This is a genomic window from Nioella sediminis (assembly GCF_001879695.1).
In the GTDB taxonomy this organism is placed as follows: domain Bacteria; phylum Pseudomonadota; class Alphaproteobacteria; order Rhodobacterales; family Rhodobacteraceae; genus Nioella; species Nioella sediminis.
Genome location: NZ_MNBL01000016.1, coordinates 41617 through 54687, shown reverse-complemented (window position 1 = coordinate 54687; position 13071 = coordinate 41617). Strand labels below are relative to the sequence as shown.

The window sequence follows — 13071 nt, the reverse complement described above, 5'->3', positions numbered from 1 at the left end:
AGAAGCTGTGCGGGCAGACGGCTTAGCCGGTCTTGCGTTTGACGGTCAGCACCTCGGCGCACCAGTCGGCGATCATCTTCACCACCGGGCCGCGCATCGCGTCGCCCTCCATCAGGATCTCGTGCCGCCCGCCGTCGATCTGCTGCAACCGGCTGTCCGGCCAGCTTGCGGCGCGGGTGTGGATGGCAGGCGGTTCGACGATGCGTTCATCGCTGCCCAGAAACACCAACATCGGCATATCGGGCGGGTCCATCTCCATCAGCGCGGCGGTTTCTTCCAGCGCTGCATTGACCCACCGGATCGAGGGGCCGCCGAGCGCCAGTTCCGGGTGTTTGGCGACCTGACCTTCCATGTAGTTGAACATGTCCCGGTCATTGGTCAGCGGGTTGTCGTTGTATTCCATCGCGGTGGCGGGGCCGGTGGTGGGGGCAAAGTTCTTGTCCAGCCCGAACGGTTTGGACAGTCCCATGACCACGCCGGAAATCGCCTTGAGGAAGCCCGACATGCGGATGCCCCACATCGGTGAGGAAAAGATCACGCCCGACACCGGCAGCCCGTCATAGATCGCCCGCAGACCGATCGCGCCGCCCATGGAATGGCCCAGAAGGAACCAGGGTTTCGGCAGGTCGAGTTGGTCGAGCACGGCGCGCAGGGCGTCCACGTCTTCGCGGTATTCATCGAAGCTGACCACATGGCCCATGTCGCGGCGATGCGCTGGCCGGTCGGACAGGCCCTGACCGCGCCAATCCATCGCCAGCATGCCATAGCCGAGCCCCGCGAATTCCCGCGCGAGGCGGCCGTATTTCTCGATATATTCGGTCCGGCCCGGAAACATCAGGATGGTGCCCTTGGGTCCCGCCGGCCAGACGCCCACGCGCAGGCGCGTGCCGTCCCTGGCGCGAAGCCAGTAGGCATTGGCCCCTTCGGGACCTTCGGCGATATCCTGAAGAAACGGGGCCGGTTCCATCGTTGCTTATCCCAGAAGGCCACCCAGACGCATGGCGGTGCCCATGTCGCCGTCAAGGCGCAGGCGCCCACCCATGAAGGCGGAGGTCGGGTTCAACTCGCCCGACAGAATCTCCTGAAAGGTGTCGGCGTCGGCAGACAGGGTCACGTCGGCCTCGTCGCTGTCATCGGCGGCACGCACGCCGCTGCCGTCGACCATGATCGCGCCTTCGCCGTCGATGGAGAATTTCGCGGTGCCGTCAAAGCCGCCCGACAGTTTTTCGGAAAGTGCGGCCACGGCTGCTGTGATGATCTCGCTCATGTGATGCGTCCTTCGTCAGTTTCAGGCCGGAAATCACTGGAATGACCGGCCCCAGATGCTAAGTTCGGGAATGACCATGCGGAATATGCGTTCAACATACAACAGTGTCGTGACGGCAGCCATTGCCTTGTGTCTGTGGCTGCTGCCGGGGCAGGGCGTTGCCGATCAACTGGACGAGCTGTTCCGGCAACTGGCCGACCCCGGCACTACAAACTGGGAAACGGTGGAACGCGATATCGAGATCCAGTTGAGCCTGTCAGGCTCGGCTTCTGCCGATCTGCTACTGCGGCGCGGGCAGGACGCGATTGAGGAACAGGATTTCGAGGCGGCGATTGACCATCTGACCGCCCTGACCGACCACGCGCCGGAGTTCGCAGAGGGCTATAACAGCCGCGCGATTGCCTATTTCCTTGCCGGGCTGATCGGGCCGGCGCTGGACGATCTGCGCCATGTTCTGGTGCTGGAGCCGCGCCACTACGGGGCTCTGGCCGGAATCGGGGCGATTCTGGAAGAAGTTGGTGATCAGGAGGCCGCACTTGCCGCTTATCGTGCCGCCTTCGCTATACATCCGCACCGCGCCGACCTACATGGTGCCATAGCCCGGCTGGAACGGGCGACCGAGGGCACCGCCCTTTAAGTACCGCGATCCCGAGTGAAGGGCGACAGAGCAGAACCATGCAACGCCAGGGGCGCATCACGGCCGTTCTCGGGCCGACCAATACCGGCAAGACTCATTACGCCATCGAGCGGATGCTGGCGCATCGCACGGGGGTTATTGGTCTGCCTTTGAGGTTGTTGGCGCGCGAGGTCTATGACCGGATCGTCGCGCTGCGCGGGCCGCGCGTGGTGGCGCTGATCACCGGCGAGGAACGGATCGTGCCGGATAGCGCCCAATACTGGGTCTGCACGGTCGAGGCGATGCCCACGGGCATGGGCTGCGATTTCCTGGCGGTTGATGAAATCCAGCTGTGTGCGGACCCCGAGCGGGGGCATGTCTTTACCGACCGGCTGCTGCACGCGCGGGGGCTGCATGAGACGCTGTTCCTCGGCTCTGACACCATGCGCAGCGCGATTGCGGCGCTGGTTCCGGGTGCGCAGTTCATGCGGCGGGAGCGGTTTTCGGAGCTGACTTATACCGGATCGAAGAAGATCAGCCGGATGGTGACGCGGGCGGCGATCGTGGGGTTCTCGGTCGAGAATGTCTATGCGATTGCTGAATTGCTGCGCCGACAGCGGGGCGGGGCCGCCGTGGTGATGGGGGCGCTTAGCCCACGCACGCGGAACGCGCAGGTGGAGCTCTACCAGAACGGCGACGTGGATTACCTGGTGGCGACGGATGCCATCGGGATGGGGCTCAATCTCGATATTCGGCATGTGGCCTTTTCGGGCCTGCGCAAGTTCGACGGGCGCAAGATGCGGATGCTGGCGCCCAATGAACTGGCCCAGATCGCGGGCCGTGCCGGGCGGCATACGCAGCCGGGGACGTTCGGGGTGACGGGCGAGGCCAGTCCGTTGGAGGATGAGGTGGTCGAGGCGATCACCAACCATTCCTTCCGGCCCGTGGGCAAGCTGTTCTGGCGCAATGCGCGGATGGCGTTCGGCACCGTGGACCGGCTGATTGCCTCGCTGGAGGCCCCGGCGGAGGATGAATGGCTGACCCGTGCGCGCGAGGCCGACGATATCCGCGCGCTCAAGACCATCGCGGCGATGCCGGAAATGGCCGACCGGATCAGCGGCGCGAAGGATGTGCGCCTGTTGTGGGATATCTGCTGTATCCCCGACTTCCGGGGCATCAGCCACGCCGAACACGCGACCCTGCTGGCGCGGATTTACGAATTCCTGCACGGGGTGGGCCGGGTACCGGATGACTGGATGGCCCGTCAGGTGAAGCGTCTGGACCGGACAGATGGCGACATTGACACGCTCTCGAAACGATTGGCCTATATCCGCACATGGACCTATGTGGCGCAACGTTCCGGCTGGGTTGATGACGAAAGCCATTGGCGCGGAGCCACGCGTGCCGTAGAAGACCGCCTGTCAGATGCTCTGCATGAACGTCTGACCCAAAGATTTGTTGACCGGCGCACAAGAGTATTGATGCGCCGGTTGAAGCAGAAGGAGGGCCTTGTGGCCGACGTGAACGACAAGGGTGAAGTGACGGTTGAAGGCGAATTCGTCGGCCGTCTGGAAGGGTTCCGCTTCCGGCAGGATGCCAGCGCAACCCCGGATGAGGCAAAGACGCTGCGCCAGGCGGCGGTTGCGGCTTTGCGGCCCGAATTCCACTTGCGCGCCGACCGGTTCTACAACGCCCCCGATACGGAGTTCGACTTTACCGAACAGGGTGGCCTGATGTGGGGCGACCAGGCGATTGGCAAGCTGGTGAAGGGGGCGGAGCCTCTGAAGCCCGTGGCCGAAGCCTTCGTGGATGACGAAGCCGGCCCCGAGGTGATGCAGAAGGTGCAGCGCCGGTTGCAGCATTTCATCGACCGCAAGGTGGCGACCCTGTTCGAGCCGTTGCTGGCGATGTCGCGCGACGAGGCGATCACTGGGCTGGCCCGCGGCTTTGCCTTCCGTCTGGTCGAAGCGCTGGGCGTGCTGCCGCGCGCCGAGGTGGCCGAGGACGTGAAGGCGCTCGATCAGGACGCGCGCGGGTTGCTGCGCAAGCATGGTGTCCGCTTCGGTCAGTTCACGATTTTCCAGCAGCTGCTGCTGAAACCCGCGCCCACACGGCTGCGTCTGGTGCTGTGGGGTCTGGCCAATGACCATGACGAGTTCCACGAAAGCCCGCCACCGGGTCTGGTGACGATCCCTGCCGTCGAGGGCGCGCCGCGCGAATATTACACCAATTCGGGCTATCGCCTTGCCGGCGCCCGCGCGATCCGCATCGACATGCTGGAACGCCTGGCCGACATGCTGCGCCAGCAGGACAGCCGGGGCGGGTTCGAGGCAACCGCCGACATGCTGTCAATCACCGGCATGACGCTCGATCAGTTCGCCGATCTGATGGGCGGGCTTGGCTATGCCGCCGAGAAGGGTGAACGCGCCAAGGTGAAAGCGGCCCCTGCCGCTGCGGGTGGTGAGCCTGAGGCCCCCGCCGAAGTGCCGGGCGATGCGCCTGCGGAAGCGCCCGAGGCACCTGCCGAGACCCCTGCAGAGACGCCTGTCGAAGCGCCGGTCGAGGCCCCCGTCGAAACCCCGGCGGACGCGCCCGTTGAACTACCGGATGAGGGCAGCGCCGAGGCGGCTGAGCCCGAGATGGAGACCTTCTACACCTTCACCTGGGCACCCCGCCGCCGGACCGGCCCGCAAGGCCCGCGCCGCGAGGGTGGCAAACAGGGCGGCAAGCCGCGTGGCAAAGGCAAGCCGCAGGGCAAAGGCGGACCCAAGGGGCCCCGCAATGACAAGCCCAAGTCCTATTCGGCCAAGCCCGAGCGTCGCGAGAAGAAGATCGACCCCGATAACCCGTTCGCGCAGGCGCTGGCGGGGCTCAAGGGCAACTCCTGACCGAGGGGGCGACCCCTCGGCTGCGGCTCGACAAATGGCTGTGGCACGCGCGGTTCTTCAAGACTCGCACCCTGGCCGCACGCGTCGTGTCAGGTGGGCATGTGCGGGTGAATTCCCAGAAGGTCCACAAGCCTGCGGTGACGGTCGGCCCCGGCGATGTGCTGACCTTCGCGCAGGGGCGCGAGGTGCGGGTTGTGCGGGTCGTGGCCATTGGCGAACGCCGTGGACCGGCCCCGGAAGCGCAACAACTCTATGACGATTTGACACCGGTCAAGGAAACCGTCCCGCAAAACCCGTCATACGAGGGAAAGGGGCGGCCCTCGGGCAAGGATCGCCGGGCGCTTGGTTCTTTACGCCGCAGCCCGCTTGAATGATGCCCCGGCCCGGATTAAACCGGCCCCAGAGTTGCTGAACGGAAGTGCCATGACCTACGCCGTGATCGAAAACTGCATCAACTGCAAATACACCGACTGCGTCGAGGTATGCCCGGTGGATTGCTTCTACGAGGGGGAGAACTTCCTCGTCATTCATCCCGATGAATGCATCGATTGCGGCGTCTGCGAACCGGAATGTCCGGCGGATGCGATTCGGCCCGATACCGAGCCGGACATGGAAAAATGGGTGGAGCTGAACCGGAAATATTCCGAGATGTGGCCGGTTATTGTTTCCAAGAAGGATCCGCTGCCGACGGCAGAGGAATTTGACGGCAAGGACGGCAAGCTGCCGCTTCTGTCGGAAGCCCCGGGCGAGGGCGGCTGACCGATTCGCCCCGGCGCCGGCGGCGTTGCTGGTGCCAAATGTGATGTTGCACTGCGGCAAAACCCTGTGAAAACAGGGCTTTTGGCGATAGTTGCATTGCGAATCTTTGAAATGGTCGAATTTTGTGCTATATTCCTGTTACAAAGGATGTCTCGTGAACGCACAAGACGCGGTCGTGCCACACCGCGCATGAAATCAAAGAATGACAGCCCGTAGTGGAAAGTCCCGCTTTCCTCGCGGTGTTTTTGTCGCCCGTGACCGGGTTGTAAAAGGAAAACCATATGAGCAAATCGCGCAAATCGCAGGACTTTCGCCCGAACGACTATGTCGTCTACCCCGCGCATGGGGTCGGGCAGATCGTGTCCATCGAGGAACAGGAAATCGCCGGGCTGTCGCTCGAGCTTTTCGTGATTTCCTTCGAGAAGGACAAGATGACCCTGCGGGTGCCAACGGCAAAAGCCACCGAGGTCGGGATGCGCTCGCTGTCCAGCCCCGATGTGGTGAAGAAGGCCATGGATACGCTCAAGGGCAAGGCCCGGGTGAAGCGCGCCATGTGGTCGCGCCGGGCGCAGGAATATGAACAGAAGATCAATTCGGGCGACCTGATTTCGATCGCCGAGGTGGTCCGCGACCTGCACCGTGCCGATGATCAGCGCGAACAGTCCTATTCCGAGCGTCAGCTTTATGAGGCGGCGCTGGAGCGTCTTACCCGCGAATTGGCTGCCGTGAACGGCATGGATGAGGCCGGGGCGCAGAAGCGCGTCGATGAGGTGCTGACCGCCCGCGCCGCCTGATCCGTCCCTTCGGTTGAAGAGATTGACCCCGTTGCATTTTGCGGCGGGGTTTTTTCTGGGCGGGGAAGGGCCTTCGAAGGCCCTTGAAAGCGGTTTCGAAACCGCTTCCCCAAAGGCGCTTGCAAGCGCCTTGTCGCCTGGATCAAAGCGTTGTGGCCAGAATGGCGAGCGCCGCGATTTCGGCAAGCTGTTGGCTTGCCCCCAGGATATCGCCGGTCTGCCCGCCGATCTTGGCCCGTGCCAGCGCACCGATGCCGAGCGCCACGAGCGACACTGCCAGCGCCGCCCAGATCGCGGCCCCCCCGGTCAGGATCAAGGCCAGCAATAGCGCCACGCCTGCGCCGATCGCTGCGGCCTCCAGAGGGGGCCGTCCCACCGCCCGAGACAATCCGCCCTCGCGGGCGGGTGGCATCCAGGCCATCAGCGCCACCATCGGCACACGTGACAGCAGCGCGGCCGCCATCAACGCCGGCAAAGCCTGCCCTGCCGCAATCAGCCCGGCCAGCAGCGACCAGCGCGCCAATACCGACAGGATCAGCGCCAGCACCCCGTAGGTGCCGATATGGCTGTCCTTCATGATCTCCAGCCGCCGCTCCACCGTCCAGCCGCCCCAGAGCCCGTCTGCCGTGTCGGCCAGCCCGTCCTCATGCATCGCGCCGGTGACCATCGCCATGACCGCAAGCGCCAGGGCTGCCGACAGCCCGGCCCCGAGACCCGAGGTCAGCCAGATCGCAAGACCGGCCAGCAGGGCAGGGGCCAGTCCCGCCAGCGGCCAGGCCCAGGCCGCCGCCGCGCCACGGGTCAGGTCGGGCTCACCCGGCAGGGGCAATCGGGTCAGCAACCCGAGGGACAGGCGCAGATCGCCGGTAATCTGTTGCAGAATGTCGCGCGGGGCCATGATCCCGGATCCTTTCGGTCGCATTCCAATGGACAATCCGGCATATCCGCCCAAACGCCCCTTTGGCAATGACAGAGAGACCGACGCCGATGACCACGCCCTTCACCAGCCTTGCCGAGTTCCGTGCCCTTCTGGCGGAGGCCCCCGGCCCGGACAGCGCTGCCATTTCGGGTGCACAGGACCGCAACGGGCAGCTGACCAAGCCGCCGGGGGCGCTCGGTCGGCTGGAGGATCTGGCGATCTGGTATGCGGGTTGGCGCGGCGATGCGCGGCCGTCGCTCAATGCCCCGCAGGTGTTGATCTTCGCGGGCAACCATGGGGTGACGGCGCGCGGTGTCTCGGCCTTTCCGGCGGAGGTCACGGTGCAGATGGTCGCCAATTTCGAGGCGGGCGGTGCCGCGATCAACCAGCTGTCGAAGGCGGCGGGGGCGTCCATGCAGGTCCATGCGCTGGATCTGGACCGGCCCACGGCGGATTTCTCGACCGGCCCGGCGATGAGCGAGGCGGAGGTTCTGGTGGCACTGGCGACTGGCTGGAATGCGGTCGATCCCAAGGCCGACCTGCTGGTCACCGGCGAGATGGGCATTGGCAACACGACCTCTGCCGCCGCCATCGCGCTGGCGCTCTTTGGCGGGGAGGCCGCCGACTGGACGGGCCGGGGCACGGGCGTCGATGACGCGGGCCTGGCGCTGAAGGCGCAGGTCGTGGCCGAGGGGCTGGCGGCGAACCCGCAGGCGGGCGAGGATGCGCTGGAGGCGTTGCGCTGCCTTGGCGGGCGGGAGCTTGCGGCGATGGCGGGCGCGATTGCCCGCGCGCGGGTCTTGCGCGTTCCGGTCATCCTCGACGGGTTCATCTGCACGGCGGCAGCGGCCACTCTGGCGCAGGCCGTGCCGGGTGCGCTGGATCACGCGGTGGCGGGGCATCTGTCGGCGGAAACCGCCCATGGCGCGGTTCTGAAACGGCTTGGCAAAGAGCCGCTCTTGGCGCTGAACATGCGGCTTGGCGAAGGGTCGGGCGCGGCGCTGGCGATCAACGTGCTGAAAGGCGCGATTGCCTGTCATTCCGGCATGGCGACCTTTGCAGAGGCCGGTGTGTCGGACGGCTAAACGCCGTCGCGCGAGGACTCTTCGTCCTCGACCGGCTCTGGCAGCTCGGCCTCGTCCAGATGCGTGGCGATGGCGGTTTCCAGATTGGCGTTCAACTCGCGCGAGCGGGCCACATAGGCGTCATTCTCGGCCAGCGGAACGCCGGGCTGCCAGAGCTCTGCCAGTTCGCGCAGCACGTGACGGTCGTGGCGGTAGAAGGCCATTTCCATCTCATGCGCCTCGTATTCCGACAGCCCCATGTTTTCCAGCACGTAGCGCCCGGCGCGCAGCGAGCTGTCGAACATCTCGCGCACGATGTCATTGGCGCCCGCTTGGTAGAGTTCATAGGTGTGCACCCGATCATAGGCGCGGGCGACGATGTGGATATCGGGGCGGCGGCGGCGGGCGTAGCGCACTAGTTTCAGCACGTCCTCCTTGCCGTCCATGGCCACGACCAGCACCTTGGCATGGTCGAGCCCCGCCGCATGCAGCAGTTCGGGCCGCGTAGGGTCGCCGAAATAGCCGTGAATGCCAAAGCGGCGCAAAAGCTGGATCGTGGCGAGGTCCGCGTCCAGCACCACGGTCTTGAAGCCCGACAATTGCAGCATCCGGTTGACCACCTGCCCGAAGCGGCCTGTACCTGCGATGATGATGCTTTCGGGGTTGTCGATCTCATCGTGGGCGGGGCCTTCCTCGGCGGTGTCTTTCACCAGCTTTGACAGGAGCTCGTAGAGGATGAAGAAAAGTGGCGTCAGCAGCATCGACAGGGCGACGACCAGCAGCAGGATTTCAGAGATGTGATTGGGCAGAACGTGACTGCCGACCGCGTAGGAGATCAGCACGAAGCCGAACTCGCCCGCCTGCGCCAGGCTGAGGGTGAACAGCCATTGGTCGCGGCCCCGCAGGCCCGCTGCAAGGCCGATCCCGTACAGGATGAGCCCCTTGGAGATCATCACCGCCAGCGTCAGGCCAATGATCGTGAAAAGATGCGTCCAGAGCACATCGAAATGAATGCCTGCGCCCACGGTGATGAAGAAAAGCCCCAGAAGCAGGCCCTTGAAGGGCTCGATATTCGCCTCAAGCTCGTGCTTGAACTCGGAATTGGCCAGCACCACGCCCGCGATGAAGGCCCCAAGCGCGGGGGAGAGGCCGACCAGCAGCATCAGGAAGGCGATGCCCACGACGATGACCAGCGCCACGGCGGTGTACATCTCGCGCAGCCGCGCCATGTGGATGAACTGAAACAACGGCCGTGTCAGGAAGCGCCCCCCGACAATGACGGCGGCAACGGCGGCGATGGTGATCAGCGTCACGCCCCAGGCGGGCAGGCCCTCGACCAGCGACATACCGGTCTCGGCGGCGGCCTCCATGCCGGGGCGCTGGATCGAGCCATCGGGGGAAAACTGGGCGGCAGGTATGGTGGCAAGCAGCGGCAAGAGCGCCAGCATCGGGATGACGGCGATATCCTGCGTCAGCAGGACCGAGAAGGCGGATCGCCCGCCACCGGTGCGCAGCAGTTTCTTTTCGGTCAGGGTTTGCAGGACGATCGCGGTTGACGACAGCGCGAAGATCAGCCCCACGGCCAGCGCCTGTTGCCAGGGCAGGCCGAGGATGAAGGCCCCGCCCCCAAGAACCGCCGTAGACAGGCCGATCTGTGCGCCGCCAAGCCCCACCAGCTTGTCGCGCATTTCCCACAGGCCCTTGGGGTTCAGCTCCAGCCCGATCAGGAACAGCATCATGACAACGCCGAACTCCGCCACATGTTGCAGCCCGTGCGGATCGGCCCCAACCTGATAGAGAATGGGGGCCAGCGCGATGCCGGCGATGAGATAGCCCAACACGGACCCAAGCCCGAGCCGCACCGAAAGCGGCACCGCGATCACCATCGCGGCGAGGTAGAGCGTGGCCTCGAAAAGGATGGAATCCATGTGTAGCAGTCCTGACGTGTTCGCAGGTGCAGCATCGCGGGTCTGCGGAGGTTTGGCAACAGGACAGGCTGTCAGGTGGGCAGCGGCGCGTCGGGTTTCTGCTGGTCCATGACGATCTGGCTTTGCACCCGCGCGACGGCGGGGGTGGGCAGGATGACCTCGTGAATCAGCCGGTGCAACGCGCCCAGATCGGTGCAGTAGACCCTGAGCAGGTAATCAGCCTCGCCCGTCAGGGTCCAGGCCGAGATGATTTCGGGCCGCGTATCGACGATCCGGGTGAAGGCGCGGACCTGCGCGGGATCATGGGTGGCCATCTGGACCTGCACGAAGGCCTGAACGGTAAGGCCGAGCGCCTCGGGCGAGACCACGGCGCGGGACCCGGTGACAATGCCCGCCTGTTCCAGCCGCTGGCGGCGGCGGCCTGCCTGGCTGGCCGACAGGTTCAGCCGGTCGCCCAATTCCTGCGCGGTCAGCCCCGCATTGTGCTGAATCGCCTTCAACAGGCGGCGGTCGATGTCGTCGATCATATGCGTTTATCTCGCGTGATATTCAAAAATTACGCTAGTTCATCGCGCAGAAATCAGCAATGGCAATGAAGTTCGCGCATTTCATGCGGGGTGTATGCGGTAAATTTGACCCAAGCGAACACCAGACAGGAGGAAACGCCCATGGGCCCGTTCCCGCATGACGCCCCCCGCGCCACCATTTCCAAAGAGAACCCCGCCGGAACCGACGGGTTCGAATTCGTTGAATTCGCCCATCCCGATCCGCAACAGCTTCGCGATCTCTTCGCCAAGATGGGGTTCGTTCACACCGCCAACCACAAGACCAAGGCGGTAGAACTGTGGCAGCAGGGCGATATTTCCTACATCCTGAACGCCGAGCCGGGCAGTTTTGCCGCCACGTTCGTCGAGGAGCATGGCCCCTGTGCCCCCGCCATGGCCTGGCGCGTCGTCGATGCGCAGCACGCCTATGAGCATGCGATTTCCAAGGGCGCGGAACCCTATGAGGGCGCGGACAAGACGCTCGACTGGCCCGCGATCAAGGGGATCGGCGGCAGCCTGATCTATTTCACCGACCGGTATTTCGATACCTCGCCCTATAACGAGGAATTCGACTGGATCAGCAGCGCCCATCCGCAGGGGGCAGGCTTCTACTACCTCGATCACCTGACCCACAATGTCCACAAGGGCAACATGGACGTCTGGTTCAACTTCTATGGCGACCTGTTCAACTTCAAGGAAATCCGCTTCTTCGATATCGAGGGCAAGTTCACCGGGCTTTATTCCCGCGCGCTGACCTCACCCTGCGGGCGCATCCGCATTCCGATCAACGAGGACCGGGGCGAGAAGGGGCAGATTGTCGAATATCTCAAGCGCTACAAGGGCGAGGGCATTCAGCACATCGCCGTGGGGACCGAGAATATCTATGCCTCGACCGACCTGATTTCGAATGCCGGTATCCGTTTCATGCCCGGCCCGAACGAGGCCTATTACGACCTGTCTTATGATCGTGTGAAAGGCCATGACGAGCCGAAAGAGAAGATGATGAAGCACGGCATCCTGATCGACGGCGAAGGCGTGGTCGATGGGGGGGAAACGAAGATCCTGTTGCAGATCTTCTCCAAGACCGTGATCGGGCCGATCTTCTTCGAGTTCATCCAGCGCAAGGGCGATGACGGGTTCGGCGAGGGCAACTTCAAGGCGCTGTTTGAATCGATCGAGGCCGAACAGATCGAACGCGGGCTGTTCACGGAGGAAGAAAAGGGTGACGCGGCCTGATCAGGGCGACGCGTCAAAGACCCGGGGAGGGCCCCCGTCCGGTGATCCGGGCGGGGGTTTTCATTTGCCGGAACAGGTTTCGGAGGGCAGAAGGGGACGCAGTTAGCGGACAGGAGGCCCCTCAAGTGAAACGCTCCGAGATCAACGACATCATGGCCGAGGCAGATGCCTTCATCCGGTCCTTCGGCTTTGCCCTGCCCCCTTTCGCCTATTGGACCCCCGAAGAGATGAAGGCGCGCCGGGGGGAGATTTCGCGGCTGATCGAGGGCCGAATGGGCTGGGACATCACCGATTACGGCGCGGGCCGGTTCGAGGATATGGGGCTGTTTCTGTTTACGCTCAGGAACGGACGGCAGGTGGATCTGAAGCGGGGCGGCGGCATGTGCTATGCCGAGAAACTGCTGATTTCCCGCAAGGATCAGCTGAGCCCCATGCACCGGCATTACCTGAAGGCGGAAGATATCATCAACCGGGGCGGGGCAGTCATGGCGATCGAGCTTTTTGGCTCGGCCCCGGATGGCAGTCTCGACGAGAGGGCGGGCGGCACGGTTCTGTGCGACGGGATCGCGCGGGACTATGCGCCCGGAGAGGTGCTGCTGTTTCAGCCGGGTGAAAGCATCACGCTGGTGCCCGGCGACTGGCACGCGTTCTGGGGCGAGGGCGGCGATGTGCTGATCGGCGAGGTGTCCACCGTGAATGACGACGAGGCGGATAACTGGTTCCGCGATCCGATCGGGCGGTTTGCAGAGATCGAAGAGGATGTTGCGCCGACGCATCTGCTGGTGTCGGATTACGGGCGCTGGTTGGGATGATCTGGAGGGATTTCGCCGTGCCTTCGGCACGTCGACCCGCGCGGCCCTGACGGGCCGCGTTCGAGGCCGCGGCAGGTTTCGACCGGGGATGCGGGCGCTGCCCCCGCCGCCTTTCGGCGGCTCCCCCGAGGTATTTTGGCCAAGATGAAAGGGTGAGGGTGTTTCGGGGTGGAGCGCCTGTTAACCTTAACGAAAGCATTGATGTCGCAGACTGATTGCCGCCGGAGTGTCGGGCGCGGCTTC

The 13071-nt window shown here is 64.3% G+C and carries 13 protein-coding genes; 8 read left to right on the top strand and 5 right to left on the bottom strand.

Annotated elements, in window-relative coordinates; translation table 11 throughout:
- Positions 1–22: 22 nt before the first annotated feature.
- Positions 23–967: an alpha/beta hydrolase gene (locus BKY26_RS01625; protein WP_071688655.1), complete on the bottom strand. Its 945-nt coding sequence runs from the start codon at positions 965–967 to the stop codon at positions 23–25.
- A 6-nt stretch (positions 968–973) separates the two neighbouring features.
- On the bottom strand, positions 974–1267 hold the full coding sequence (locus BKY26_RS01620) for an SCP2 sterol-binding domain-containing protein (protein WP_071688654.1): 294 nt from the start codon (positions 1265–1267) through the stop codon (positions 974–976).
- A gap of 85 nt (positions 1268–1352) precedes the next feature.
- On the opposite strand from BKY26_RS01620, the gene BKY26_RS01615 reads away from it, so the two are divergent.
- The 5 genes from BKY26_RS01615 to BKY26_RS01595 all read left to right on the top strand — a co-directional run bounded on the left by BKY26_RS01615 (position 1353) and on the right by BKY26_RS01595 (position 6324).
- Complete coding sequence (locus tag BKY26_RS01615) at positions 1353–1904, top strand: tetratricopeptide repeat protein (protein ID WP_227434870.1); 552 nt, start codon at positions 1353–1355, stop codon at positions 1902–1904.
- A gap of 38 nt (positions 1905–1942) precedes the next feature.
- Positions 1943–4771, top strand: a complete 2829-nt coding sequence (locus tag BKY26_RS01610) for a helicase-related protein (protein WP_071688653.1) — start codon at positions 1943–1945, stop codon at positions 4769–4771.
- Positions 4768–5145: an RNA-binding S4 domain-containing protein gene (locus BKY26_RS01605; RefSeq protein WP_071688652.1), complete on the top strand. Its 378-nt coding sequence runs from the start codon at positions 4768–4770 to the stop codon at positions 5143–5145. The genes BKY26_RS01610 and BKY26_RS01605 overlap by 4 nt, the downstream gene beginning before the upstream one ends.
- A 49-nt stretch (positions 5146–5194) precedes the next feature.
- The gene (gene fdxA, locus BKY26_RS01600; protein ID WP_071688651.1) at positions 5195–5530 is read left to right on the top strand and encodes a ferredoxin FdxA; all 336 of its coding nucleotides are present in this window, start codon (positions 5195–5197) and stop codon (positions 5528–5530) included.
- A 281-nt stretch (positions 5531–5811) separates the two neighbouring features.
- Positions 5812–6324, top strand: a complete 513-nt coding sequence (locus BKY26_RS01595; RefSeq protein WP_071688650.1) for a CarD family transcriptional regulator — start codon at positions 5812–5814, stop codon at positions 6322–6324.
- Between the two features lie 142 nt (positions 6325–6466).
- Here BKY26_RS01595 and cobS read toward each other — a convergent pair whose 3' ends face one another.
- Positions 6467–7222: an adenosylcobinamide-GDP ribazoletransferase gene (cobS, locus tag BKY26_RS01590; protein ID WP_071688649.1), complete on the bottom strand. Its 756-nt coding sequence runs from the start codon at positions 7220–7222 to the stop codon at positions 6467–6469.
- Between the two features lie 89 nt (positions 7223–7311).
- Here cobS and cobT point away from each other — a divergent pair, with 89 nt between their 5' ends.
- A complete protein-coding gene (gene cobT / locus BKY26_RS01585) occupies positions 7312–8328 on the top strand; it encodes a nicotinate-nucleotide--dimethylbenzimidazole phosphoribosyltransferase (RefSeq protein WP_071688648.1) in 1017 nt (338 codons plus the stop codon).
- Here cobT and BKY26_RS01580 read toward each other — a convergent pair.
- Complete coding sequence (locus tag BKY26_RS01580; protein ID WP_071688647.1) at positions 8325–10235, bottom strand: cation:proton antiporter domain-containing protein; 1911 nt, start codon at positions 10233–10235, stop codon at positions 8325–8327. The genes cobT and BKY26_RS01580 overlap by 4 nt on opposite strands.
- Positions 10236–10306: 71 nt before the next feature.
- Entirely contained in the window at positions 10307–10762 is a 456-nt protein-coding gene (locus BKY26_RS01575) for an Lrp/AsnC family transcriptional regulator (RefSeq protein ID WP_071688646.1), read from the bottom strand.
- Between the two features lie 141 nt (positions 10763–10903).
- Between BKY26_RS01575 and hppD the strand changes: the two genes are divergently transcribed.
- Together hppD and BKY26_RS01565 are read left to right on the top strand one after the other, a co-directional pair.
- Positions 10904–12016, top strand: coding sequence for a 4-hydroxyphenylpyruvate dioxygenase (gene hppD / locus BKY26_RS01570; protein ID WP_071688645.1), 1113 nt, complete (start codon positions 10904–10906; stop codon positions 12014–12016).
- Positions 12017–12141: 125 nt separating this feature from the next.
- A complete protein-coding gene (locus tag BKY26_RS01565) occupies positions 12142–12828 on the top strand; it encodes a D-lyxose/D-mannose family sugar isomerase (RefSeq protein WP_071688644.1) in 687 nt (228 codons plus the stop codon).
- Positions 12829–13071 lie beyond the last annotated feature (243 nt).

Excerpts from the sequence above, each read along its gene's own strand:
- BKY26_RS01625 (WP_071688655.1), bottom strand. The coding sequence starts at position 967 with ATGGAACCGGCCCCGTTTCTTCAGGATATCGCCGAAGGTCCCGAAGGG.
- BKY26_RS01620 (WP_071688654.1), bottom strand. The coding sequence starts at position 1,267 with ATGAGCGAGATCATCACAGCAGCCGTGGCCGCACTTTCCGAAAAACTG.
- BKY26_RS01615 (WP_227434870.1), top strand. The coding sequence starts at position 1,353 with ATGCGTTCAACATACAACAGTGTCGTGACGGCAGCCATTGCCTTGTGT.
- BKY26_RS01610 (WP_071688653.1), top strand. The coding sequence starts at position 1,943 with ATGCAACGCCAGGGGCGCATCACGGCCGTTCTCGGGCCGACCAATACC.
- fdxA (WP_071688651.1), top strand. The coding sequence starts at position 5,195 with ATGACCTACGCCGTGATCGAAAACTGCATCAACTGCAAATACACCGAC.
- BKY26_RS01595 (WP_071688650.1), top strand. The coding sequence starts at position 5,812 with ATGAGCAAATCGCGCAAATCGCAGGACTTTCGCCCGAACGACTATGTC.
- cobS (WP_071688649.1), bottom strand. The coding sequence starts at position 7,222 with ATGGCCCCGCGCGACATTCTGCAACAGATTACCGGCGATCTGCGCCTG.
- cobT (WP_071688648.1), top strand. The coding sequence starts at position 7,312 with ATGACCACGCCCTTCACCAGCCTTGCCGAGTTCCGTGCCCTTCTGGCG.
- BKY26_RS01580 (WP_071688647.1), bottom strand. The coding sequence starts at position 10,235 with ATGGATTCCATCCTTTTCGAGGCCACGCTCTACCTCGCCGCGATGGTG.
- BKY26_RS01575 (WP_071688646.1), bottom strand. The coding sequence starts at position 10,762 with ATGATCGACGACATCGACCGCCGCCTGTTGAAGGCGATTCAGCACAAT.
- hppD (WP_071688645.1), top strand. The coding sequence starts at position 10,904 with ATGGGCCCGTTCCCGCATGACGCCCCCCGCGCCACCATTTCCAAAGAG.